Here is a 22,698-nt window from a genome sequence, read left to right as displayed (position 1 = left end):
ACCTGGCAGTGGAGTCCCCGGAGCGCAGCGATAGGGGCGCAACGGTCTCCCGCGGGAGGAGCGGAAGCGAGATCGACGAACCCGGGACAAAAAGATCTTGAACTTGATCTAAAAAAGATCTTGAGCCGGCAAAGAAAGACCGGGCTGCCCACAAGGGATCGCCTTGAGGGCAGCCCGGTACGTCCCGCTCCTCGGTTGTGGAGGGCAGGCAGCCTTACAGGGATGTCACGCGGTCTCGGTGATCGGCCGGTCCACCCAGCTCATCATTCCGCGGAGCTGCGCGCCCACCTTCTCGATCGGGTGCTCGGCGCCCTGCTGCTGGAGCTTGGTGAAGTTGGGCCGGCCGGCGTCGTCCTCGGCGATCCACTCGCGGGCGAACTCGCCGTCCTGGATCTCGCCGAGGATCTTGCGCATCTCGTCCTTGACCGCGGAGTTGATGACGCGCGGGCCACGGGTGACGTCGCCGTACTCGGCGGTGTCGGAGACGGAGTAGCGCATGCGGGCGATGCCGCCCTCGTACATGAGGTCGACGATGAGCTTGAGCTCGTGCAGGCACTCGAAGTACGCGACCTCGGGCGTGTAGCCCGCCTCGGTGAGGACCTCGAAGCCGGCCTGGACCAGGGCGGCCGTGCCGCCGCAGAGGACGGCCTGCTCGCCGAACAGGTCGGTCTCGGTCTCCTCGGTGAAGGTGGTCTTGATGACGCCGGCCCGGGTGCCGCCGATGCCCTTGGCGTAGGACAGGGCGAGCGCGAGGCCGTTGCCGGTCGCGTCCTGCTCGACGGCGACGAGGCACGGTACGCCCTTGCCGTCCACGTACTGGCGGCGGACGAGGTGGCCGGGGCCCTTCGGGGCGACCATCGCGACGTCGACGTCGGCGGGCGGCTTGATGAGGCCGTAGCGGATGTTGAGGCCGTGGCCGAAGAAGAGCGCCTTGCCGGCGGTCAGGTTGGGCTCGATGGCCTCGGCGTAGATCTTCCGCTGGGCGGTGTCCGGCGCCAGGATCATGATCACGTCAGCCTCGGCGGCCGCCTCGAACGGCGTGACGACGCGCAGGCCCTGCTCCTCGGCCTTCGGCCGGCTCTTGGAGCCCTCGGGCAGGCCAACACGCACGTCGACCCCGGAGTCGCGCAGCGACAGTGCGTGCGCGTGGCCCTGGCTGCCGTAGCCGATGACGGCCACCTTGCGACCGGCGATCACCGACAGGTCGGCGTCATCGTCGTAGAAAACCTCGGTCACTTGAACTTTCCTTCCTTGCGCGCACCGGGCGTAGCCGCCGCAGTCATCCTGCATCCTGCTACCCGACGGTACGCAGACCGTAAAGTGGGACGGATCTTCTCAAACTGTAGGACGCTCAGGCTGCCGAGCGCAGGGCCGGCGCGGCCGTGATCGATCGCGATCCGCGACCGATGGCGACCCGGCCCGACTGGACCATCTCCTTGATGCCGAACGGTTCCAGGTCGCGCAGCAACGCCTCGAGCTTCTCCGAGGTGCCCGTCGCCTCGATGGTGAGGGCGTCGGGCGCCACGTCGACGACGCGGGCCCGGAACAGCTGGACCGTCTCGAGCACCTGCGACCGGATCGGGCGGTCGGCGCGTACCTTCACCAGCAGCAGTTCGCGCTGGACGGAGGCGGCGGGCTCCAGCTCCACGATCTTCAGAACGTTGATGAGCTTGTTGAGCTGCTTGGTGACCTGCTCCAGCGGCTGCTGCTCCGCATCGACCACGATCGTGATCCGGGAGATCTCGGCGTGCTCGGTCTCCCCCACCGCGAGCGAGTCGATGTTGAAGCCCCGCCGCGAGAACAGGCCCGACACCCGGGCCAGGACGCCGGGCTTGTTCTCCACCAGCACGGAGAGGGTGTGTTTGGCTGCCATCACAGATCGTCCTCGTCGAAGATGGGGCGCACACCCCGGGCGAACATGATCTCGTCATTGCCGGTGCCGGCCGCGACCATCGGCCACACCATGGCGTCCTTGCCGACGACGAACTCCACGACCACCGGGGCGTCGTTGATCTCCATCGCCGCCGCGATCGTCTTGTCCACGTCGGCCGCGGTCTCACAGCGCAGACCGATGCAGCCCAGCGCCTCGGCCAGCTTCACGAAGTCGGGGATGCGGTGCTTGTGCGTACCGAGGTCGGTGTTGGAGTAGCGCTCGCCGTAGAAGAGGGTCTGCCACTGCCGCACCATGCCGAGGTTGCCGTTGTTGATGACGGCCACCTTGATCGGGATGCCCTCCAGGGCGCAGGTCGCGAGCTCCTGGTTGGTCATCTGGAAGCAGCCGTCCCCGTCGATCGCCCACACGACCGTGCCGGGCTGGCCGACCTTCGCGCCCATGGCGGCCGGGACCGCGTACCCCATGGTGCCGGCACCGCCCGAGTTGAGCCAGGTGTTCGGCTTCTCGTACTTGATGAACTGGCTGGCCCACATCTGGTGCTGGCCGACGCCGGCGACGTAGATCGCGTCGGGCCCGGCGATCGCGCCGATCCGCTCGATCACGTACTGCGGCGCGAGGGTGCCGTCGGACGGCTCCTCGTAGCCCAGCGGGTAGGTGTCGCGCATCTGGTCGAGCTGGGTCCACCAGTCCTTCAACCGCTGCTGGGCGGCCTCCTCGGTGCCGGCCAGCGCGGTCACCAGTTCGGTGATCACGTGCTGGGCGTCACCGACGATCGGCACGTCCACGGCCCGGTTCTTGCCGATCTCGGCCGGATCGATGTCCGCGTGGATGATCTGCGCGTCCGGCGCGAACGACTCCAGCTTGCCGGTCACCCGGTCGTCGAACCGGGCCCCCAGCGTGATCAGCAGGTCGGAGCGCTGGAGGGCGTACACGGCCGCGACCGTGCCGTGCATGCCGGGCATGCCCAGGTGCTGCGGGTGCGAGTCCGGGAACGCGCCGCGGGCCATCAGCGTGGTCACCACCGGCGCGCCGGTCAGCTCGGCCAGCTCCATCAGCGCCTCGGTCGCCTGCGCCTTCAGTACGCCGCCGCCGACGTACAGGACCGGCCGCTTGGCGGTGCCGATCAGCCGGGCGGCCTCGCGGATCTGCTTGCCGTGCGGGTGCAGGGTGGGCCGGTAGCCGGGCAGGTCGAGGACGGGCGGCCAGGCGAACGAGGTCTGGTTGGTCAGCACGTCCTTCGGGATGTCGACCAGCACCGGACCCGGCCGGCCGGTCGAGGCCAGATGGAACGCCTCGGCCAGCACCTGCGGGATGTCGTCGCCGGAGCGGATCAGGAAGTTGTGCTTGGTGATCGGCAGGGTGATCCCCTGGATGTCGGCCTCCTGGAAGGCGTCCGTGCCGATCGCCGGGCGGGCCACCTGTCCGGTGATCGCCACGATCGGCACCGAGTCCATGTACGCGTCCGCGATCGGCGTCACCAGGTTGGTGGCACCCGGCCCGGAGGTGGCGATGCACACGCCGACCTTGCCGGTCGCCTGCGCGTACCCGGTCGCGGCGTGGCCGGCGCCCTGCTCGTGACGGACCAGGATGTGGCGTACGGTCGAATCGAAGATCGGGTCGTAGGCGGGGAGGATCGCTCCGCCCGGAATGCCGAACATCACCTCTACGCCCAAGGCCTCCAGCGACTTGACGAGGCTCTGCGCCCCGGTCATCTGAACGGGCGCCGGCGGTGCGGACGGCGTGGCCGTGCGATGGGCGGCCGCGCGTTGCGCGAGCGCCTCCGGTGTCGGTCTGGTCATCACTCACTCTTCCCGAGGGTTCCGCTCTACCGATTCTGACCAATAAAAAAGACCCTCGTGCAGGTATGCACGGGGCCAGCGCACTCTCGAACGTCAGAGAGTGCGCTCAGGTAAGTACTCGGTGGAGCCGGTTCGACATGGTCCTAACTCTTACGCATCTCAGCCGCTGAGTCAACTTCTCCCACGGGCTGAGACACGGGTGTCGCGGCCTGTGGTGGGGGCAGTTGCGCGGGCAGCGGAGTCGGCGGGGCCATGGCGGCCGCCGGGCCGACCCCGCCCCCGGGAAGCGGGTGGCCGTTGTGCAACGGCTGGGCCGAGGCGAGCAGCGCCTCCATGTGCTCGGCCGGTACGCCCCAGCCGAACAGGCTGCCCTGCCCGAACCGGCAGCCGGCCTGCTCCACCACCTGCCGCTGGGTGATGTCGCCGATGCCCTCCGCGATGACCTCCAGGCCGAGCCGGTGACCGAGGCGGACGACCACGTCCACCATGGGCGCCGGACGCGCGTCCCGGCCCATGTCCCGCACCAGGCTGTGGTCGATCTTCAGGATGTCCACCGGCAGGTGCCGCAGCTGGCTGAGCGAGGAGTAGCCCGAGCCGAAGTCGTCCAGCGCGATCCGCGCGCCCATGTCGCGCAGCGTGGACAACCGGATCTTCAGCTCCTCCAGGTCCTCGGCCACCGCCTGCTCCGTGACCTCGAAGACCAACCTCGACAGGGGTACGCGGTGCGCCCGGACCACGTCCGCGACCCGGTTCACGTATTCGGCCGGATGCAGCTCGCGCGGGGAGACGTTGACCGAGACCCAGACGTCGTGGCCGTCGGCGAGCCACCGGGCCAGCTGGCGGCAGGCCTGGTTGAGCACCCACATGCCGACGGACTGGATGAGCCCGGACTCCTCGGCGATCGGGATGAACTCGTCCGGGTTGATCTTCCCCAGCTGCGGGTGGTGCCAGCGGATCAGCGCCTCGGCACCGACCGGCCGCATCGACGGCAGCGCCACGACCGGCTGGAAGACCACCGACAGCTCGTCGCGCTCGATCGCGCCGCGCAGCTCGTGTTCCACCGTGGTACGCCGGCGCAGCCATTCGTCGTACTCGGCGGAGTACTCCTCGACCCGGTTCTTGCCGCGCTGCTTGGCGAAGCGCAGGGCGAGGTCCGCGTTGCGCATGAGCATCGGCACGCTGTCGGCCCGGGCGCAGCCGGCCAGCCCGATGCTCGCCGACAGGTACGCCATCCCCTGCCGGGCCTGGTACGCCTTGGCCAGCACGCCGAGCAGCCGCTGCGCGACTTCGAGGGCGTCCTTGGGGCCGGCCCACATCAGCACGGCGAACTCGTCACCGCCGAGCCGGGCGGCCACGTCGCCGGGGCGCAGGTTGAGCCGCAGCCGCTGGCCGACCTCGACGAGCACGTCGTCGCCGACGTCGTGGCCGCGCATGTCGTTGATGTTCTTGAAGCCGTCGAGGTCGATCGCGAGCAGTGTGCACGGTGGACCGTCGACCGCGTCCTCGAACAGGGTGCGCAGCAGGCCCCGGCGGTTGCTGAGCCCGGTCAGCGGGTCGGTGTGGGCGAGTTCACGGAAGTGCCGCTCGCTGTCGGCCAGGCGCGTCGCGTACCGCTTGACGTCCTGGTAGCCGAGGTGCTGGCGGGCCACGAGCAGCAGCCCGACGAACATTCCGGCCACGATCGTCGGCACGTCCAGCGTGCCCCCGCTGCGTACCGCCTGGTAGACGGTGGCCACCAGGATCGCCGAGACCGGCAGCAGGGCGGTGAGCAGGCCGGAGGTGGGCGCGGGCGCTCCGATCTCGGCCCGCACCTCCCGCCACCGCGGCTTGTACGCCATCAGGAACACCCCGGCCGGCAGGAGCAGTCCGCCGGTGAGCACCATCCAGACGAGGTCGTAGCAGATCCCGACGGCCAGGCCGGTTCCGGCGACGGACACGGCGGCCGCGCCGACCGCGGCCCGGGCGATCGGCCGCCGCGGCGCCGGTACGCGTACCGCCAGGATCATCGCGAGCCCGACGATCAGCGGAGCGATGGAGGCGGCGACCGCGACCGGGATGCAGCCGCCCCGGTCGGGCAGCGGGAACCAGGCCGAGTTCGGGTTGATGATGAGCGCCCAGCCGAAGATGAAGATCGCGGCGCCGACGGTCAGCCCGTCGAGCAGGTGCCGCATGCGTACGCCGGGGGTGTCGCCGATGCCGGGCAGCCGCAGCAGACCCCAGCCGAGCATCGGGGAGCCGACGATCACGCCCAGGCTCATCAGCCCGGCCAGCATCATCCGCTGTTCGCGGACGTCGTACCACTCGTCGGCCAGCAGCATCCACGCGCACAGGAGTGCGAGGAGCGGCCCGGCCAGGGCCACCACGACGCCGACCGCCAGAAGGCGGGCGCCGCGGGAGGACCGGCCGCTGGCACGGGCCGCTCGCCACAGGGACCAGGCGCCGGGGAGAGCGACCAAGGCGCTCGCCGACACGGCAAGGGCCAACGGCCGACCGAGCGGGTCGGCTACCGGCAGTCCCGGGGGGAGGAGCACGGCTCTACTCTGCCGCACCAGAGAGATCCTTTCCGCACTCGATGTGCGATAGCGGACGACAATTTCATAAACGGGCGTAGCCGCCGTCTCACCGACCGCACTCCTGCCAGCTAGCACCGGCGCCGCCCCGCAGCCGGGACGCCTTCCCGACAGATGGACGCGGCGTGTACGTGGCGTGTCGGCGTACCCCGGACGGTGGCAGACTTCTTTCCATGGTTGAGCTGCGGTCGAGGACCTCCACGCACGGGCGGACGATGGCGGGCGCGCGGGCGCTCTGGCGCGCCACCGGCATGACCGACGACGATTTCGGCAAGCCGATCGTCGCGATCGCCAACAGCTACACCCAGTTCGTACCCGGCCACGTACACCTCAAGGACCTCGGCGGCCTGGTCGCCGACTCGATCGCCCAGGCGGGCGGGGTGGGCCGGGAGTTCAACACGATCGCCGTCGACGACGGCATCGCCATGGGCCACGCCGGCATGCTCTACTCGCTGCCCAGCCGCGAGCTGATCGCCGACGCGGTCGAGTACATGGTGCAGGCGCACTGCGCCGACGCGCTCGTGTGCATCTCCAACTGCGACAAGATCACCCCCGGCATGCTGCTGGCCGCGCTGCGCCTCAACATCCCGACGGTCTTCGTCTCCGGCGGCCCGATGGAGGCCGGCAAGACCGTCTCGGTCGACGGCATCGTGCACACGAAGCTGGACCTGATCGACGCGATGGTCGCCGCCTCCAACGACAACGTGAGCGACGCCGAGCTGGACAAGATCGAGCGGTCGGCCTGCCCGACCTGCGGCTCGTGTTCCGGCATGTTCACCGCCAACTCGATGAACTGCCTCACCGAGGCGATCGGCCTGGCGCTGCCCGGCAACGGCTCGACGCTGGCCACCCACGCCTCGCGCAAGGCGCTCTTCGAGCAGGCCGGCGAGCTGATCGTCGAGCTCTGCAAGCGCTACTACGACGGGGACGACGCCTCGGTCCTGCCGCGCGCGATCGCCACCCGCGAGGCCTTCGAGAACGCGGTCGCCCTCGACGTCGCCATGGGCGGCTCGACCAACACGGTCCTGCACCTGCTGGCCGCCGCCCGCGAGGCCGAGCTGGACTTCGGGGTGGCCGACATCGACGCCATCTCGCGACGCGTACCGTGCCTGGCCAAGGTGGCGCCGAACTCGCAGAAGTACCACATGGAGGACGTGCACCGGGCCGGCGGCATTCCCGCGATCATGGGCGAGCTGCACCGCGGCAAGCTGCTGCACGACACCGTCCACTCCGTGCACTCCCCCGATCTCGACCAGTGGCTGGCCGAGTGGGACATCCGCGCCGAGTCGCCGTCCGCGGCCGCCGTCGAGCTCTTCCACGCGGCGCCGGGCGGCGTACGCACCACGGAACCGTTCTCCACGGCCAACCGCTGGTCCACACTGGACACGGATGGCGCGGAGGGCTGCATCCGGTCGGTCGAGCACGCGTACACGGCGGACGGCGGCCTGGCGGTGCTGCATGGCAACCTCGCCCTGGACGGCTGCGTCGTGAAGACGGCGGGCGTGCCCGAGGAGGTCTGGCGGTTCAGCGGCCCCGCCAAGGTGTTCGAGTCGCAGGAGGACGCGGTCACCGGCATCCTCGCCGGCGAGATCGTCGCGGGCGACGTGGTGGTCATCCGCTACGAGGGGCCGAAGGGCGGGCCGGGCATGCAGGAGATGCTCTACCCGACCTCCTTCCTCAAGGGCCGCGGCCTCGGCAAGTCCTGCGCGCTGATCACCGACGGCCGCTTCTCCGGCGGCACCAGCGGCCTGTCCATCGGCCACGTCTCCCCCGAGGCGGCGGGCGGCGGCCTCATCGCGCTGGTCGAGCCGGGCGACATCGTCACCATCGACATCCCGGCCCGCACGATCAGCCTCGACGTCCCCGACCACGTCCTCGACGAGCGCCGGGTCGCCCAGGACAAGCGCGACAAGCCCTACACGCCCGTCGACCGCGTCCGCCCGATCAGTGCGGCGCTGCGCGCGTACGCGTCGATGACCACGAGCGCGAGCGACGGCGCCTACCGGCGCGTCCCCTGAGCCCTCACGGCCGGGAAGCAGTCACCACGTAGAACAGGAAAGAGCCGAGGAAGGGTTCGCGGGCCAGTCGCGCGAGCCACTCCTCGGCCTTTTCCTTCTCCAGTACGCCTTCCGCCACCGCCAGCCGCGCGTTGCGGCTCAGCCCGAGAATCGTGTCGGCGACCCCGAAATCCTCGAACGCGACCGGAATCGGCGTCACCGCCCGCACCTCGAACCCCGCCGCGTACGCGAGCCGCTTCAGGTGCCGCCCCATGGAGTGGTTGCGGACCCGGCCGGCGTTGAACCGGCAGAAGGCCCGGCTCGTCTCCTCGTCGGCGTCCGCGACCGTCAGCGTGTCCCAGTCCGGCTCGGCCGTCACCATGAGCCCGTCGGGCCGCAGCACCCGGCGGATCTCCGCCATGACCCGCCCGGGATCCGCCACGTGCTGCAGCACCCGGTCGGTCCGCAGCCGATCGAAGGTGCCGTCTCCGAACGGCAGGTCGTGCGCGTCACCGGCAACGATCTCCACCTCCGGGTACCGGCGGCGGGCTTCCCGGATCATGGTCTCGTCGGCGTCCATCCCGGTGACCACGGCCCCCGTGGCCGTCAGCCGGCCGAGATCGGTGCCGGGACCGCAGTCCAGGTCGAGCACCGTCTGCTGAGGACGGATGTCGAGGGCGTCGATGCTGAACCGCTTGTAGTCGAGGCCGATGGGCGTACGCGCCGCAGCGTCCAGGTACGCGATGTCACTCATGCCGCGATTCTGGCGCAGGTTTGGTGTTCACGACCGGCGGATAGATTCTCCCCATGGCCGTGAACTCCTTCATGGTGGAGCTGGGCACCCCCGCGCACGACTTCACCCTCCCCAACGCCGTGGACGACACCCTCGTCTCCCCGGCCGACTTCGCCGACGCCCCGGCGCTGCTGGTGGCGTTCCTCTCGAACCACTGTCCCTACGTCCGGCACATCGAGTCCGCCTTCGGCGAGCTCACCGCCCGGTACGCGCAGCAGGGGCTGGCCGTCATCGCGATCAGCGCCAACGATGCGGCGAACTACCCCGACGACGCTCCCGAGCAGCTGGCCGAGCAGGCGAAGCGGGCCGGTTTCACGTTCCCGTACGCGTACGACGAGGCGCAGGTGGTGGCGCAGGCGTACAAGGCGGCGTGTACGCCCGACCTGTTCCTGTACGGGCCGGCGGGTGCCGACGGGCGGCGGCCGCTGGTGTACCGGGGCCAGTTCGACGACACCCGGCCGAACAGCGGCAAGGCGGCGACGGGCGCGTCCCTGGCGACGGCGGTCGACGCCGTCCTGGCCGGGGAGGGTCCGGTGGATCCGCAGTACCCGAGCGCCGGCTGCTCGATCAAGTGGAAGCCCGGCAACGACCCCGCCTGACCCACCCCGCCCTGCTTCGTCCCGCCCGTCCATACCCAACGATCTTGCGCGAATGTCCCGTTTTTCGTGGCTTTTGTCCGATAGGCCGGTACATTCGCGCAAGATCGTCGGGAAAGGAGCGGGGAAGATCGAGGGGGCGTTCAGGGAAGGTCCAGCGAGGGTCGACGGAGTGCGCAGACCCGTGGCGCATCGTCGAGCGCATGACCGCTCCAGCTCCCGCCACGATCCAGGCCGAACAGCTCCAGCCCCAGCAGCGGAAGACGACCGTCCTCGACGTGGTCGTGCCCGTCTACAACGAGGAGGCCGATCTCGGCCCGAGCGTCCGGCGGCTGGTCGCGTACCTGCGGGCCGAGTTTCCGTATCCGTTCCGGGTGACGATCGCCGACAACGCCAGTGTCGACGGCACGCCCCGGGTCGCGGCCGGTCTGGCCGGCGAGTTCGCCGAGGTACGCGTCGCCACGCTGGCCGAGAAGGGCCGCGGCCGGGCGCTGCGGCACGTGTGGACGCAGTCCGACGCGGCCGTGCTCGCGTACATGGACGTGGATCTGTCCACGGACCTGCGCGCGTTGCTGCCGCTGGTGGCGCCGCTGATCACGGGGCATTCGGACCTGGCGATCGGCAGCCGGCTGGCACGCGGCTCGCGGGTGGTCCGCGGCGCGAAGCGGGAGATCATCTCGCGGAGCTACAACCTGCTGCTCAAGGGGACGCTCGCGGCGAGTTTCTCCGACGCGCAGTGCGGGTTCAAGGCGATCCGGGCCGACGCCGCCCGGCAGCTGCTGCCGCACGTGCGGGACACCGGGTGGTTCTTCGACACGGAGCTGCTGGTGCTGGCGCAGAACGCGGGCATGCGGATCCACGAGGTGCCCGTCGACTGGGTGGACGACCCGGACAGCCGTGTCGACATCGTCTCGACCGCCGTCGCCGACCTCAAGGGCATCGCCCGGATGGCGCGCACGCTGCTGACCGGCAAGGTTCCGCAACCGCCGACACCCGCCCAGGCCGGGCTGCTCGGTCAGCTGCTGCGGTTCGCGGTCATCGGCGTCGGCAGCACGATCGCGTACCTGGCGCTGTTCGCGTTCGCCCGGCCCACCCTGGGGCGCAGGGGGCCAACATCCTCGCGCTGCTGGTCACGGCCATCGCGAACACGGCCGTCAACCGCCGCCTGACGTTCGGCGTCCGCGGCTCCGCGCACGCCCTCAAACACCAGGCCCAGGGGTTGCTGATCTTCGCCCTCGGCCTCCTGCTCACCGCCGGCACGCTGTCCCTCCTCGGGAGTACGCGCAGCGCGGCCGTCGAGATGGTCTGCCTGGTCGCGGCGAACCTGGCCGCGACGGTGCTCCGGTTCGGGCTGCTGAAGGTGTGGGTCTTCCGTAGCGCCTGACCCGGCCGATCAGCGGTCGTCCCCGCTGCCGCCCAGGACGCCCCGGCTCTGCCGGCCGGCCAGCTTGACCAGGTTGGCCGTGGCGATGTCGTCCAGCGACAGGTCGAGGTAGTCGGCCAGGACAGCCACGTACCAGAGAACGTCGCCGAGTTCCTTGGCGATGCCGGGGCGGTCGATCCTCGACTCGTCGCTGTCGAGGTCCCGGACCCACTTCTTGAACTTCTCGGCGACCTCGCCCGCCTCGCCGGCCAGCCCGAGCACCAGGTGGAGCAGTTCGTTCCTCTTGTCGCGCGAAGCGGCGGTACGCAGAGCGCCCCGCTGGTACTCGTCCAGATCCACAGCAGATCATTATGCGGCCGGGGAGGGCGCAGGCCGGTCGGCTCCCACTCCGATCGATCCGGCCTGCGCCGTCACATCCCGCGTCCGTGGAGGTTGCGGGGGCTCTTCCCTTACTCGGCCCGGACGTAGTCCACGTCGAACTGGCCCGAGCTGATGTAGATCAGTACGCCGTGCACCTCGGACAGCAGCGACGGGTCACACGACAGGCCGGAGACCAGGTCGGTCTGGAGGGTGGCCGTCGAGCCCTGCCCGACCCAGGTGAAGCTGCCCTGGCACCAGGTCCAGCCCGGTCCCACCTGGAGGGCGACCGCCGAGCTGGTGCCCGCCGCGTCGCCGGCGTGCAGTTCGTACTTGAGGGTGGTCTTGCCGGTGAGGTTGATCGGCGTGGCCGGGTTGACCCCGAACCAGCCGCCGTCCGCCGCGTCCACGTGCAGCCCGTACGCGCCGTCGGTGTGGAAGGCGGCGGTCTGCGACACGGTTCCGGCGTTGGCCTGCCAGCTGCCCGGCGCCCAGCCCTCGGTGCCCGTCTCGAACGACGAGATCACGATGGCGGCCGTCGGGTCCGGTTGCACGGTCACCGTCAGGGCGGCGCTGTTCGACAGGCGGCCGGCACCGTCCTGGACGACGTACCGCGTGACAGCCTTCCCCGCGTACCCGATGGTGGGTGTGAAGGTGACCGTGCCGTTCGCGGCGCTGAAGGTGCCCCCGGCGAGGGTGGCGGTGCTCTGGATCCCGGCGGTGGCCGGGTCCAGGTCGAGCGACGCGACCCGCAGATACGTGCGGTACGCGACATCGTTGGCCAGCGGTCGGAGCGTGGCCGGCGTGTCGAACGGGGTGACCGCGGTGTCGTCGTCGGCGACGGGCGGCCGGCTGCTCTGGCCGTGGACGAGTTCCTCGCCGCCGTTGGAGATCGTGGTGCAGACGGGGCTCGGGCAGTAGACGGTGAAGCCGTCGTAGTCCGGATAGAGCGAGCCGTCGTCCTGGATGCCGGAGAGGATCCAGTACAGGAAGCCGTTTCCGCCCGCGGACCGCACAGCGTCCGTCCATTCGCGATAGACGGGGTTGCGCGTCGCCTTGTCCTTGAGGCCGAACTCGCCGAGCATGACCGCCTTGTGCAGGCGCTTGGCCGTGCGGATGTGATCGGTGATCCACTGCGTGCCCCAGGCCGCGTCCTTGCCCCACCCGTCCGGGTAGAGGTGGAAGGACATCACGTCGACCGCCGGGAGAGCGGTCAGCGCTGCACTGTCGGTGCCCGGGCCGCAGTCGGTGGTCCAGTCGTCGGTGCCCGGGTTCGCGCAGGTGAAGCCCTCGTCGCCGACGCTGACGAGGTGCTTCGGGTCGGCCGCCTTCACGTACCGGGTCAGTTCGTCGGCCCAGTTCGTGATGGTCTCGGGGTGCTGCGCACCGCAGGCCGGCGACGTCGGGTACGCCCCGGAGCCCTGGCAGCGCGGCTCGTTGCCGAGTTCCCAGGTCATGATCGTGGGGTCGTCCTTGTACTTCACGCCGGTGATCGAGTTGGTCCGGTCGAGCACGTGCGAGATCCAGGCCTTGAACCAGCTCTTGATCTGCGGGGACGTGTAGAAGTCGTCGTGGTACGCGCCGCCGGCCCAGCGGACGTACTGGTCCATCCCGCCGAAGTCGGTCCAGTTGTTGGTGAACGGGATGACCAGCTTGAGGTGCTCGGCGCCGGCCCGGGCGATCACGTAGTCGAGGCGTTCCAGCCCGTCGGGACCGTCGTTGTACGCGGGCGCGCCCGCCGCCGGGTCCCAGTACTGCAGGTAGACCCCGTTCTGTTTGCCGCCGCCGACCGTGCCGGACCCGTCGAGGCCGCCGATGTCGAACCACCCCCACGTACGCAGGACCGTGAACCCGGCCGCGTGCGCGTCGGCGAGCACGTCGTCGGTCATCAGGTGCGACTGGTACATGAGGTAGTAGTTGTTGGAGCCGTAGAACTTGAACGGCTGTCCGTGGAGGTGGAGCTCGGAACCGTGCCGGGTGACGAAGTCTCCCGCCGGCGTACCCGCCGCGGCCGGGGTGGCCGGTAGGACGAGCACGGCGGCGGCGAGCAGCGCGCCGAGGCGACGGAGCATGGGCGTACTCCATTCATCGCTGGAATCGACCGAATACAATCACTTAACCGGTTCAGAAGTCAACACCCACGCCCTCTGGGTGCCGCCGCAAGGGGCGTACGAGGGGCGCCCGACGGGCCGGGCCAGGGCGGGTGGCCTAGACTTCGAGGCGTCGCGACTGGCGCGGAACTTCGGGTGGAGACACCACCGGGGAGCGATTGCCACGGCCCACGAGAGCACCGCGCGCCTGGGTGCCGGCCGAACACTTCTCTGCCAGGAGGGTTTGACCATGCACGAGCCGAAGCTCACCCATCTCGCCACCGAGGACCCGGCGATCGCCGAGCTCATCGAGGCGGAGACGACGCGGCAGTTCGAGAAGCTGCGCATGATCGCGTCCGAGAACTACACCTCCACCGCGGTCATGGAGGCGTGCGGGACGGTCCTCAACAACAAGTACTCCGAGGGCTACGCCGGCAAGCGCTACTACGAGGGCCAGCAGTTCATCGACCCGATCGAGTCGCTGGCGGTCGAGCGGGCCAAGGCGCTGTTCGGCACCGAGCACGCCAACGTCCAGCCCTACTCGGGCTCCCCCGCGAACCTCGCGATCTACCTGGCCTTCCTGCAGCCGGGCGACAAGGTCATGAGCATGGCGCTGGCGCACGGCGGCCACCTGACGCACGGCTCCCCCGTCTCCGTCACCGGCAAGTGGTTCAAGCCGGTCCACTACGGCGTCGAGGCGGAGACCGGCCGGGTCGACATGGACAAGGTCCGCGAGCTGGCGCTGGCCGAGCGGCCGAAGCTGATCATCGCGGGCGGCACGGCGATTCCGCGTACGATCGACTTCCCGGCGTTCGCCGCGATCGCCCGCGAGGTCGGCGCGATCCTGATGGCCGACATCGCGCACATCGCCGGCCTGATCGCCGGCGGCGCGCACCCGTCGCCGGTGGGCTTCGCGGACGTCGTCACCACCACGACGCACAAGACCCTGCGCGGCCCGCGCGGCGCGATGATCATGGCCAAGCCCGAGCACGCCACCGCCGTCGACAAGGCCGTCTTCCCCGGCCTGCAGGGCGGCCCGCACAACCACACCACGGCCGGCATCGCCGTCGCGCTGCACGAGGCGTCGCAGCCCGCCTTCAAGGAGTACGCGCACCAGATCGTCGCCAACGCGCAGGCCCTGGCCGCGGCGCTGACCGAGCGGGGCTTCAACCTGGTCTCGGGCGGCACCGACAACCACCTGATCCTGATCGACCTGTCGAACAAGGAGATCGGCGGCAAGCCGGCGGCCAAGGCGCTGGACGCGGCCGGCATCGAGCTGAACTTCAACGGCGTACCGTTCGACACGCGCCGGCCGCTCGACCCGTCGGGCATCCGGCTCGGCACCCCGGCGCTCACCACGCGCGGCCTCACCGAGGCGCAGATGCCGCAGGTCGCCCAGTGGATGGACGAGACCATCGCGGCCGCCGTCAAGGACGACACCGCCGGTCTCGAGCGGATCGCCGGCGAGGTACGCGACCTGCTCGCCGCGTACCCGATGCCGGGCTTCGTCGCCTGACGCGAGAAGCATCGCCGGCGGGCGGTCACGGGCTCCGGGTCGGGGTCGGTGATCGCCCGCCGGCCGTTTTACGCTGTGCGGCATGGGTCTCACACAAGCGGCCGCGCACGCGCTGCTGAAGGCGCTTCCCGTCGCCGTCGCCGAGGGGCTGACCGCCGCCGAGGTACGCGCGGCCGAGACCCGTTTCGGCTTCGTGTTCAATCCCGACCACAAGACGTTCCTCATGGCCGGGCTGCCGACGGGCAACGGCTGGCCGGACTGGCGTACGCCGCGCGGATCGCTGGCCGACCGGCTCTCGGCGCCGATCGAGGGCGTCCTGTTCGACGTCGAGGAGAACGGTTTCTGGGCGCCCGCCTGGGGTGACCGGCCCCGCACCACCGGCCGGGCGGTCGACGTGGCCCGCCGGAACCTCGCCCAGGTCCCCCTGCTCGTCCCGGTCTTCAAACACCGGTACGCCCCGGCGCTGCCCAAGCCCGGCCTGCCGGTGTTCTCCGTGATGCAGACGGACGTGATCGTCTACGGTGCCGACCTGGGCACCTACCTGCGGCGCGAATTCGGCCCGGCCGAACCGGGCGGCTCGGACGGCGCGGGCGGCGCCGACGGCACTGCCGAGGCGGTGCGGGTGCCGTTCTGGAGCGACCTCGCCTCATGATCCACTCCGATTCGGAGCGGATCATGAGAGAGGCTCACAGCAGGGCGTAGACCGTCGTCGCCTGGGCGACCAGCTTCCCGCCGGCGGTCATGTCGATCCGGGCGAACGCCAGGGTCCGGCCGGTCTTCGTCAGTGTGGCCGTGACCAGGACGTCCTCGCCGACGACCGGCCGCTGGAAGGTCGAGGACAGTTCGACGGTGGTCATCGGGGCGAAGCCGCCGCGGGCCGAGCTGATCGCGATCACCGTCGCGGTGTCGGCCGCCGCCATCAGGGCCTGGCCGCTCAGCGCCCCGCCCTCCCGGGCCAGCCGGGCCGACCAGGGCAGCCGGAGCGTCGCGAAATCGGCACCGACCTCCGTCACCACCAGGCCGAGGTCCAGCACCCAGGGTGCGAAGTTGGCGGCGAGCACCTGCCCGGCGGTCGCCACCGAGAACCCGGTCGCCTCGTCGATCGAGCCGCCCGCGACCGACGGCAGCACCTGGACCTCGGCGCCGTCGCGGACGGGGGTGGCAAGCCCGGCGAGGCCGCGGCAGTCCTCGCCGTCGACGTAGACGTTGACGTAGCGGCGCAGCTGCTTCTGCTCGTCGCGCAACCGGCGCCCGAGCCGGGGCCAGCGCTGGTCGACCGCGTCGAACACCGAGCCCAGGGTGCCGGCGGCCTCCACCGACAGCTCCTTGGCGCCCTCGACCTCGACCCGCAGCGCGGACGGCACCAGGATCGTCACGCTCACACCGACACCGCCCGTACGCAGAGCACGTCCGGCAGGTGGGCGGCGACGGTCCGCCAGGTCGTGCCGCCATCGGTGCTGCCGTAGACGTCGCCGCCCCGGGAACCGAAGTACAGCCCGGCCTCGGGCGCGTCGTCGGTGCACATCGCGTCGCGCAGGACCGTCGGGTAGAACGGCTCGTCCGGCAGCCCGTCGTCCAGCCCCTCCCAGGTCGTGCCGGCGTCGGTGCTGCGGTAGACCCGGCAGCGGAAGTCGGGCGCGAACCGCTGGGCGTCGGCCGTGATCGGGAAGTTCCAGATGGTGTCCGCCCGGTGCGGGTGCGCGACCATCGTGAAGCCGAAGTCGGTGGGCAGCCCGTCGGCGATCGAGGTCCACGTGGCGCCGTCGTCGTCGGAGCGGTAGACGCCGTGGTGGTTCTGCAGATACAGCCGGTCGGGGTTCACCGCGTCCCGGGCCACCTTGTGCACGCACTGCCCGAACTCGGGCCACGGGTCCGGCATGAAGTACGCCTTGATCCCGGTGTTGCTCGCCGTCCACGTCGCGCCGCCGTCGGCGGTCCGGTAGACCCCGCCGGTGGACATGGCGACGAGGACGCGGTCGGGGTCGCCGGGGTGCGGCAGGATCGTATGGATCGCCTGGCCGCCGAAGCCCGCGCCCCACTCGGGCCGGTGCGGGTGATCCCACAGCGGCCGGACCAGCTCGTAGCTGACCCCGCCGTCGACCGACTTGAACAGCGCCGACGGCTGGACGCCGGCCCACACGACGTTCGGCGCGGAGTCGGGCCCGGCCGCGAACGACCACACCCGGACGAGGGACGTGTCGGTGCCCTCGGGGAACGCGACCGGTGCCTCCTGCGGCTCCTGCCACGACCCGCCGAGGTCGTCGCTGACCGCGACGCTCGGGCCGAAGTGCGAGCTCTCGATGCCGGCCAGCAGCCGGGGCGCGGCCCCGCGGCGGTCGACGCCGACGGCGTACACCGAGGTCATGGGGAAGTGCGGGACGCTCAGGGTCCAGGCCCCGGTCTCGTCTCCCGTACCCAGGAAGAGCCCTTTGGCGGTACCGATCATGAGGAGGACTGGCATCTGCGTCGACCTTCCGCCGGGCGGCGCCTCGTCGCGCCGCGACCGCAGAACAGTATGCCCGTGAGGTGGGACACTTCGCGCGACGTGCGAGAATTCGCCGGTGACCAGCTTCCGCCAGAACCCCGCGCTCGCCGTGGCCGGCCTGCTCGCCGCGATCGGCGCGCTGCCCCTGCTGAACGCGTCGTGGCTGTTGTCCGTCGTCCCCCTGGCGGCCGTGCTCTTCGCCGTCTGGGCGTGGCGCAGCGGCACCGACGCCACCGAGGCCGGGCTGCGCGTACGGGCGCTGTTCGGCAAGCGCGAGATCGCGTGGAGCCGGGTGGCCGCGCTCGTGCCGGCGCAGCGTACGGTCGTCGCCGCCCTCACCGACGGCGGCCAGGTCACGCTGACCGGCGTACGCCCCCAGGACCTGCCCGAGCTCGTCGCCGCCAGCGGCCACGAGCTCGGCGAACAACCCGCTCAGTAACCGCCGGACACCTCGTTGACGAGCGGCTCACCGGCGGCGTACCGGCGGATCTGATCGCCCGCCAGCGTGTACGCGCGCCGCATCAGCCCGCGTACCGAGCCGGCCACGTGCGGGGTGATGAGCACGTTCGGCATCGTCCACAGCGGATGGTCCGCCGGCAGCGGCTCGGGATCGGTGACGTCCACCGCGAACCACAGCCGGCCGGCGGCGGCCTCGGCGGTGATCGCGTCCGTCGAGGCGACCGGCCCGCGGGCGGCGTTCACCAGCAGCGCCCCGTCCGGCATGGCGGCCAGGAAATCCTTGTCGACCAGGCCGCGCGTACCGTCGGTCAGCGGCACGATCACCACGACGACGTCCGCCTCGGGCAGCAGCCGGGGCAGTTCCTCCACCGCGTGTACGCCGGGCCGCGCCGTCCGGGCGACGTAGGTCAGCGACACCTCGAACGGCTCCAGCCGCCGGGCGACCGCCGTCCCGATGGAACCCGCCCCCACGATCAGTACGCGTTTGCCGGCGACCTCGTCGGTCGGCGTGACCTCCCCGATCGACCAGCGGCGGTCGGCCTGCGCCCGGGCGTAGTGGTCGAAGCGGCGCAGCGAGCTGAGGATCGCGGCGAGGACCCACTCGGCGGTCGGCGAGTCGTGCACGCCGCGCGCGTCGTGGAGCGTGGCGCCCGGTGGCACGTGCGGCGCCCAGGCGTCGGCACCGGCCGACAGCAGCTGGATCACCCGGAGTGAGGTCATCTCGGGCATCAGCCCGGTGACGCTGCCGCCGGACAGGAACGGCGGCACCCAGAACTCGACCTCGGCCGGATCGCCGGGCAGCGGCGCCCCGGGTGCGGTGAGGAAGGCCAACTCGGCGCCGGCGGGCAGGTCGCCCAGGTAGCGGACGGACTCGGGATGCGCGGTCCAGATCTTCACGATCTCAGGCTATCGTCGCGCAACCGCCGGAGTACGCGGACCGTGTCCTGTCACGAATCGCACCACATGAGCGGTCCCGCCCGGCGGACCGCCCCGACCGACAGGTGAGACCGTGGACTTCGCCGAGTTCTACCGCGCCACCTCGCCCCGGACGCTGCGGTACGCGTACGGGCTGACTGGTGATCTTCCCCAGGCCCAGGACGTCGTGCAGGAGGCGTACGCGCGGGCCTGGCAGCGCTGGCGTCAGGTGAGCGGCTACGACGACGCGGAGGCGTGGCTGCGCCTCGTGGTGACGAGGCTGGTCTTCGACTGGTGGCGCCACCTGGGCGTGCGCCGGCGGACCCCGGCGGCACGGGAGCGGACCGTGCCGCCGCCCTCGGACGACACGGTGCTGCTGACGACGGCGTTGCGGCAGCTGCCCGAGCCGCAGCGGCGCGCGCTCGCCCTGTTCTACCTGCTCGACCTCTCGGTGGCGGAGATCGCCGCCGAGACCGGGGTGGCCGAGGGCACGGTGAAGTCCTGGCTGTCGCGGGGACGGGCCGGGCTCGCGGAGGCGCTGCGCGACGAGGCCGACGCGGTCCCGCTGCCCTCGGCTGACGACGCCGTCGAACGGGGCCGGCAGCGGTCCCGCCGGCGGGCCGTCACGACGGCGGCAGCCGCCGGGCTGGCCGTGCTGCTCGTCGCCGTCCTCACCGCCGTCCTGCTCCAGGGCCACGGCCCGAGGCCCCAGCCACCGCAGCCCGTGGCCCCGACCACGAGCCCGGTCGCCTTCTCGAAGCTCCGCCCGGTCGGCGGTACGCCGATCCCCGTGGCCGCCGGCGACGCCAACGCACAGACGTCCATCGTGGACGGTCGCGTGTTCGCCGGATGGCGTACCGGGGACGGGCGGTTGCAGGTCACGGCGGCCGATCTCGCCACCGGCGCCCGGCTGTGGCCGACGACGACGTTGCCGGGCACGTTCGGCGACTGGAACGGCCTGATCGGGCTGCCGTCGGCGACGGTCCTGATCGGCGAGCGCGACAACGGCGCGTCGCCGGACAAGGAGCTGTTCGTCGTCGACCCGGCCACCGGGCGGCTGCGCTGGCACATCGGCATGGACGTCAACGGGTTCGACATCCTCGCGTACCGGGACGTGCTGGTGCTGGCCGACCACGACAAGAACCGCACCACCGCGTACGCGTGGACGGACGGCCGGGTGCTCTGGAGCTTCGACGGTGCGATCACCACCGTGTTCGGCATGCACGGCCCGGGCGACCTGGACACTTCGTCGGCGTTCTACCGGCCGTCCGTCTTCGGCGAACTGCTGTCCGGGGACACGTTGTTCCGGCTCGACCCCGCCGGCGGCATCACGGAGTACGCCGTGGCGACCGGCCGGCCGACGGGGCGTACCTGGTCGGGCATCCACATCGGCGACTACCTCCTCACCCTGGCATACGACGGCGTTCTCTACGTCGTCGACCACGCGAGCCTCCTCGCGGTGCGCCTCGACGGCGGCCCGGCCCTGCCGGCCTTCACCTCGGAGACCGGAAACTGGCTGGCCGAACCGGTCCCCTGCGGGACGGGTCGGATCTGCGTGATCGACGGGCCCCGCCTCGCCGGTGCGGAGAAGCGGACCGAGGTCGTGGCGATCGAACACGGCCGCGCGGTGTGGCGTACCCCGGTACCCGACGCGACCACCCTCGCCCCAGCCGGCGATCATGTGCTCGTCGAGACCTCCGGCAAGGACGGCCAGCGAACCGCCCTGCTCGACGCGCACGGGCGGCCGGTCCTCACCGACTCCGACGGGCTGCGGTACGCGATGCGGGTCCCCGGCGGCCTGGTCCTGTTCGCCGTGGACAGCGTGGATCCGGCCGGCGGTCCCGTCGCGCACGGTCGGCTCACCGGGATCGACCTGGCCACGTCGCGGCGAACCGACCTCGGCACCGCGACGCTGGCCCTGATCGGGGCGTCGGCCAGCCGGGGCTACCTCGTCGACACCGCCGGCGGCCTGCACATCTATCGGTTCCTCCGGTGACTCACCAGCTCTGCGACAGCTCCGGCACCGGTACGCCGCCCGTCTCGACCGGCCGCAGCGGCCGGCCGCCGGACCGGCCGTCGAGTTGGAGGATCGCGTCGGGCCACTGGTCCGCGGGCACGGTCGCCCAGCCTGCGCCGTCGTGGAGCGGCACGTCGACGGGCCGGCCGCCCGTCAGGATCCGGGCCGCGCGTACCGACTTGTCGGCCAGGATGAAGATCCGGTCACCGTCCTTCGCGGATCCACAGGGGACGGCCGTCAGCACGTCGTCGCGGCCGCCCCAGTCCTGCCGGAGGGAGAACGCGACGCCGCCGGCGTCGACCCGCGCCGAGCCGGTCGGGTTGGCAGCCGGCGACGCGCTTCCCATCGGGCAGTAGACCGTGACGTTCCAGGGCGCGCCGCTCTGGAGCACGTTCGCGACGGGCGCGCCGACCACGGCCACCGAGGCGTCGCTGTAGAGCGTCTCCGGGTCGGCGATCGGGAACGCGGCCAGGCTCTGCAGGTACATGGCGTACGCCTGCTCTTCGAGCGACCCGCCGGGCCGGCTCTGGGACCCGCCGGCGTACGCGGGGTCGATCGGCACGCCGCCCGAGACCGGGACGAGCTGCCAGGACGGCCCCTCGCTGCGTACCTTGCCGTCGCAGGTCACGCGCCACAGCCCGGCGGCCGTCGCGTACCGGCGGGTGATCGCGCCCTGGCCGGTCGGCACCCAGCCGCCGCCCGCGCCGGGCAGCGGGGCGACGTCGAAGAGGCAGCCCGGCGGGGCCACCGCGATCACGTCGTGCGCCTCGAAGCCGAGCCCGTCGGCGGCGTCGAAGTCGACCCGCAGGCCCTGCACCGGCGCGGCGAAGGGGTCGAGCTCCGTGGGCCGCGAATACCGCGGGTCGTCGGCCACCGCCGCGAGCTGTTGCGGGGTCGCGCCCCGCCGCGCGTACAGCCAGTGGGCCACGGTCGAGTGATACGTGCGGTAGACGATCAGCACCAGCCGGATCGTGTCCACGTCGTCGGCGTACGCGATCTTCACGTCCTTCGCGCTGGATTCCAGGGCCGGCAGGACCAGCTGGGTCAGCTGTTCGAGGAACCGCGGGTCGCCGGCCAGGCCGCCCTGGGTGGGCCCGTCGAAGAAGCGCTGGATCCAGGCGGTGGGCCGCGGCGGCTGGGCGGTGGGCTGGATCGCGAGCGGGACCGCCACGGCCGCCGCGACCAGCGCCGCGAACGCGCCGAACAGCCGCCACCGCTGCCGGCGGCGCCGTTGCAGGAGCCGCGCGTACGCGTCGGGCATCGGGACGACGGTCTCGACGATGCGGGCGAACCCCGCGCGCAGCTGGGTCTCGGTCATGCCGTCGCCTCCTTCACGGCGATCGCCGGCCGGGCGCCGAGGGCGGTACGCAGTCGCGCCAGCCCCCGGCTCGCCTGTGCCTTCACTGTTCCGGTCGAGCAGCCGAGGATCTCGGCGGTGTCGGCCTCCGACAGGTCCTCCCAGTAGCGCAGCACGAGGACCGCGCGCATGCGTACAGGCAGGGTGTTGAGCGCCTGGAGGAGGTCCTGGCGGGAGTCCGCCGCGGCGGCGTGGTCCGCGCCGGGCCGGTCGGGCAGGAACCCGCCGAGGACCTCGCGCCGGCCCAGCCGCCGCCAGAGGCTGGTGCGCTGATTGATCATGGAACGGCGCGCGTACGCGAACGGCTCGGCGACCGTGGCGAACCGGGGCAGCAGGTCGAGCAGCGCGGTCTGCACCAGATCCTCGGCGGCGTGCGTCGACCCGGTGAGCAGGTACGCCGTGCGCAGGAGGGCCGCGTAGCGGGCCTCGACGAACTCGCGGAACTCGTCCGGCGGCACCGGTGTCTCCC

At 71.4% G+C, this 22,698-nt stretch carries 18 protein-coding genes, 2 pseudogenes and 1 riboswitch; of the genes and pseudogenes, 8 read left to right on the top strand and 12 right to left on the bottom strand.

Translation table 11 applies throughout. The features are described 5' to 3' along the window. Positions 1-225 precede the first annotated feature (225 nt). The 4 genes from ilvC to G401_RS46850 all read right to left on the bottom strand — a co-directional run bounded on the left by ilvC (position 226) and on the right by G401_RS46850 (position 6,224). Positions 226-1,290, bottom strand: coding sequence for a ketol-acid reductoisomerase (gene ilvC / locus G401_RS0119380; RefSeq protein ID WP_051366852.1), 1,065 nt, complete (start codon positions 1,288-1,290; stop codon positions 226-228). A 61-nt stretch (positions 1,291-1,351) separates the two neighbouring features. Then, positions 1,352-1,873 carry an acetolactate synthase small subunit gene (ilvN, locus tag G401_RS0119375; protein ID WP_027343811.1) on the bottom strand — a complete coding sequence of 174 codons (522 nt, stop codon included), beginning with the start codon at positions 1,871-1,873 and terminating at the stop codon, positions 1,352-1,354. After that, a complete protein-coding gene (locus tag G401_RS0119370) occupies positions 1,873-3,693 on the bottom strand; it encodes an acetolactate synthase large subunit (protein ID WP_027343810.1) in 1,821 nt (606 codons plus the stop codon). Before G401_RS0119370 ends, ilvN begins: the two co-directional genes overlap by 1 nt. Positions 3,694-3,836: 143 nt before the next feature. After that, the gene (locus tag G401_RS46850) at positions 3,837-6,224 is read right to left on the bottom strand and encodes a putative bifunctional diguanylate cyclase/phosphodiesterase (protein WP_245601780.1); all 2,388 of its coding nucleotides are present in this window, start codon (positions 6,222-6,224) and stop codon (positions 3,837-3,839) included. Positions 6,225-6,436: 212 nt separating this feature from the next. On the opposite strand from G401_RS46850, the gene ilvD reads away from it, so the two are divergent. Next, positions 6,437-8,281 carry a dihydroxy-acid dehydratase gene (ilvD, locus tag G401_RS0119360; RefSeq protein WP_027343809.1) on the top strand — a complete coding sequence of 615 codons (1,845 nt, stop codon included), beginning with the start codon at positions 6,437-6,439 and terminating at the stop codon, positions 8,279-8,281. A 4-nt stretch (positions 8,282-8,285) separates the two neighbouring features. On the opposite strand, the gene G401_RS46845 is transcribed toward ilvD, so the two are convergent. Further along, entirely contained in the window at positions 8,286-9,014 is a 729-nt protein-coding gene (locus tag G401_RS46845) for a methyltransferase domain-containing protein (protein ID WP_034592174.1), read from the bottom strand. Positions 9,015-9,067: 53 nt separating this feature from the next. Between G401_RS46845 and G401_RS0119350 the strand changes: the two genes are divergently transcribed. Together G401_RS0119350 and G401_RS46840 are read left to right on the top strand one after the other, a co-directional pair. Continuing rightward, positions 9,068-9,652 carry a thioredoxin family protein gene (locus G401_RS0119350; protein WP_027343808.1) on the top strand — a complete coding sequence of 195 codons (585 nt, stop codon included), beginning with the start codon at positions 9,068-9,070 and terminating at the stop codon, positions 9,650-9,652. A 200-nt stretch (positions 9,653-9,852) separates the two neighbouring features. Next, positions 9,853-11,033, top strand: a pseudogene (locus G401_RS46840) (glycosyltransferase). A gap of 9 nt (positions 11,034-11,042) precedes the next feature. On the opposite strand, the gene G401_RS0119340 reads toward G401_RS46840, so the two are convergent. Then, the gene (locus tag G401_RS0119340) at positions 11,043-11,372 is read right to left on the bottom strand and encodes a nucleoside triphosphate pyrophosphohydrolase family protein (RefSeq protein ID WP_027343807.1); all 330 of its coding nucleotides are present in this window, start codon (positions 11,370-11,372) and stop codon (positions 11,043-11,045) included. A 110-nt stretch (positions 11,373-11,482) separates the two neighbouring features. Next, positions 11,483-13,462: a cellulase family glycosylhydrolase gene (locus G401_RS52940; RefSeq protein WP_051366850.1), complete on the bottom strand. Its 1,980-nt coding sequence runs from the start codon at positions 13,460-13,462 to the stop codon at positions 11,483-11,485. A gap of 143 nt (positions 13,463-13,605) precedes the next feature. After that, positions 13,606-13,701, top strand: a riboswitch (ZMP/ZTP riboswitch). Positions 13,702-13,730: 29 nt separating this feature from the next. Here G401_RS52940 and G401_RS0119330 point away from each other — a divergent pair. Together G401_RS0119330 and G401_RS46830 are read left to right on the top strand one after the other, a co-directional pair. Continuing rightward, positions 13,731-14,996 (top strand): serine hydroxymethyltransferase, encoded by a 1,266-nt coding sequence (locus G401_RS0119330; protein WP_027343806.1) that lies wholly within the window; start codon positions 13,731-13,733, stop codon positions 14,994-14,996. 82 nt (positions 14,997-15,078) lie between these two features. Then, positions 15,079-15,648: a hypothetical protein gene (locus G401_RS46830; RefSeq protein ID WP_034592173.1), complete on the top strand. Its 570-nt coding sequence runs from the start codon at positions 15,079-15,081 to the stop codon at positions 15,646-15,648. 34 nt (positions 15,649-15,682) lie between these two features. On the opposite strand, the gene G401_RS57765 is transcribed toward G401_RS46830, so the two are convergent. Both G401_RS57765 and G401_RS0119315 read right to left on the bottom strand, forming a co-directional pair. Then, positions 15,683-16,378 (bottom strand): hotdog fold thioesterase, encoded by a 696-nt coding sequence (locus G401_RS57765; RefSeq protein WP_245601778.1) that lies wholly within the window; start codon positions 16,376-16,378, stop codon positions 15,683-15,685. Then, the gene (locus G401_RS0119315) at positions 16,375-17,457 is read right to left on the bottom strand and encodes a WD40/YVTN/BNR-like repeat-containing protein (RefSeq protein ID WP_027343804.1); all 1,083 of its coding nucleotides are present in this window, start codon (positions 17,455-17,457) and stop codon (positions 16,375-16,377) included. Before G401_RS0119315 ends, G401_RS57765 begins: the two co-directional genes overlap by 4 nt. Positions 17,458-17,557: 100 nt before the next feature. Here G401_RS0119315 and G401_RS0119310 point away from each other — a divergent pair, with 100 nt between their 5' ends. Then, positions 17,558-17,920 carry a PH domain-containing protein gene (locus tag G401_RS0119310; protein WP_027343803.1) on the top strand — a complete coding sequence of 121 codons (363 nt, stop codon included), beginning with the start codon at positions 17,558-17,560 and terminating at the stop codon, positions 17,918-17,920. Here G401_RS0119310 and G401_RS0119305 read toward each other — a convergent pair. After that, entirely contained in the window at positions 17,914-18,837 is a 924-nt protein-coding gene (locus G401_RS0119305; protein ID WP_051366849.1) for a 2-hydroxyacid dehydrogenase, read from the bottom strand. The two genes, G401_RS0119310 and G401_RS0119305, sit on opposite strands and share 7 nt — an antisense overlap. A 112-nt stretch (positions 18,838-18,949) precedes the next feature. Between G401_RS0119305 and G401_RS57760 the strand changes: the two are divergent. Together G401_RS57760 and G401_RS57755 are read left to right on the top strand one after the other, a co-directional pair. Next, a pseudogene (locus G401_RS57760) lies at positions 18,950-19,396 on the top strand (RNA polymerase sigma factor); the annotation flags it as partial. A 111-nt stretch (positions 19,397-19,507) separates the two neighbouring features. Beyond that, a complete protein-coding gene (locus G401_RS57755; RefSeq protein WP_322787743.1) occupies positions 19,508-20,851 on the top strand; it encodes an outer membrane protein assembly factor BamB family protein in 1,344 nt (447 codons plus the stop codon). A 1-nt stretch (position 20,852) separates the two neighbouring features. On the opposite strand, the gene G401_RS0119295 is transcribed toward G401_RS57755, so the two are convergent. After that, entirely contained in the window at positions 20,853-22,190 is a 1,338-nt protein-coding gene (locus G401_RS0119295; RefSeq protein WP_027343801.1) for a hypothetical protein, read from the bottom strand. After that, positions 22,187-22,687, bottom strand: a complete 501-nt coding sequence (locus G401_RS46820) for a SigE family RNA polymerase sigma factor (protein ID WP_034592172.1) — start codon at positions 22,685-22,687, stop codon at positions 22,187-22,189. The genes G401_RS0119295 and G401_RS46820 overlap by 4 nt, the downstream gene beginning before the upstream one ends. Between the last annotated feature and the right edge of the window lie 11 nt (positions 22,688-22,698).

Source organism: Hamadaea tsunoensis DSM 44101 (assembly GCF_000428945.1).
Classification (GTDB): Bacteria; Actinomycetota; Actinomycetes; order Mycobacteriales; family Micromonosporaceae; genus Hamadaea; species Hamadaea tsunoensis.
The sequence above is the reverse complement of the archived record's forward strand: the minus strand, read 5'-3'. Positions and strand labels throughout refer to the sequence as shown.

Coding starts and splice junctions, on each gene's coding strand:
- G401_RS0119315 (WP_027343804.1), bottom strand. CDS start 17,457: ATGCCAGTCCTCCTCATGATCGGTACCGCCAAAGGGCTCTTCCTGGGT.
- ilvC (WP_051366852.1), bottom strand. CDS start 1,290: ATGCAGGATGACTGCGGCGGCTACGCCCGGTGCGCGCAAGGAAGGAAA.
- G401_RS52940 (WP_051366850.1), bottom strand. CDS start 13,462: ATGCTCCGTCGCCTCGGCGCGCTGCTCGCCGCCGCCGTGCTCGTCCTA.
- G401_RS46845 (WP_034592174.1), bottom strand. CDS start 9,014: ATGAGTGACATCGCGTACCTGGACGCTGCGGCGCGTACGCCCATCGGC.
- ilvN (WP_027343811.1), bottom strand. CDS start 1,873: ATGGCAGCCAAACACACCCTCTCCGTGCTGGTGGAGAACAAGCCCGGC.
- G401_RS0119350 (WP_027343808.1), top strand. CDS start 9,068: ATGGCCGTGAACTCCTTCATGGTGGAGCTGGGCACCCCCGCGCACGAC.
- G401_RS0119370 (WP_027343810.1), bottom strand. CDS start 3,693: ATGACCAGACCGACACCGGAGGCGCTCGCGCAACGCGCGGCCGCCCAT.
- G401_RS0119295 (WP_027343801.1), bottom strand. CDS start 22,190: ATGACCGAGACCCAGCTGCGCGCGGGGTTCGCCCGCATCGTCGAGACC.
- G401_RS0119330 (WP_027343806.1), top strand. CDS start 13,731: ATGCACGAGCCGAAGCTCACCCATCTCGCCACCGAGGACCCGGCGATC.
- G401_RS46830 (WP_034592173.1), top strand. CDS start 15,079: ATGGGTCTCACACAAGCGGCCGCGCACGCGCTGCTGAAGGCGCTTCCC.
- ilvD (WP_027343809.1), top strand. CDS start 6,437: ATGGTTGAGCTGCGGTCGAGGACCTCCACGCACGGGCGGACGATGGCG.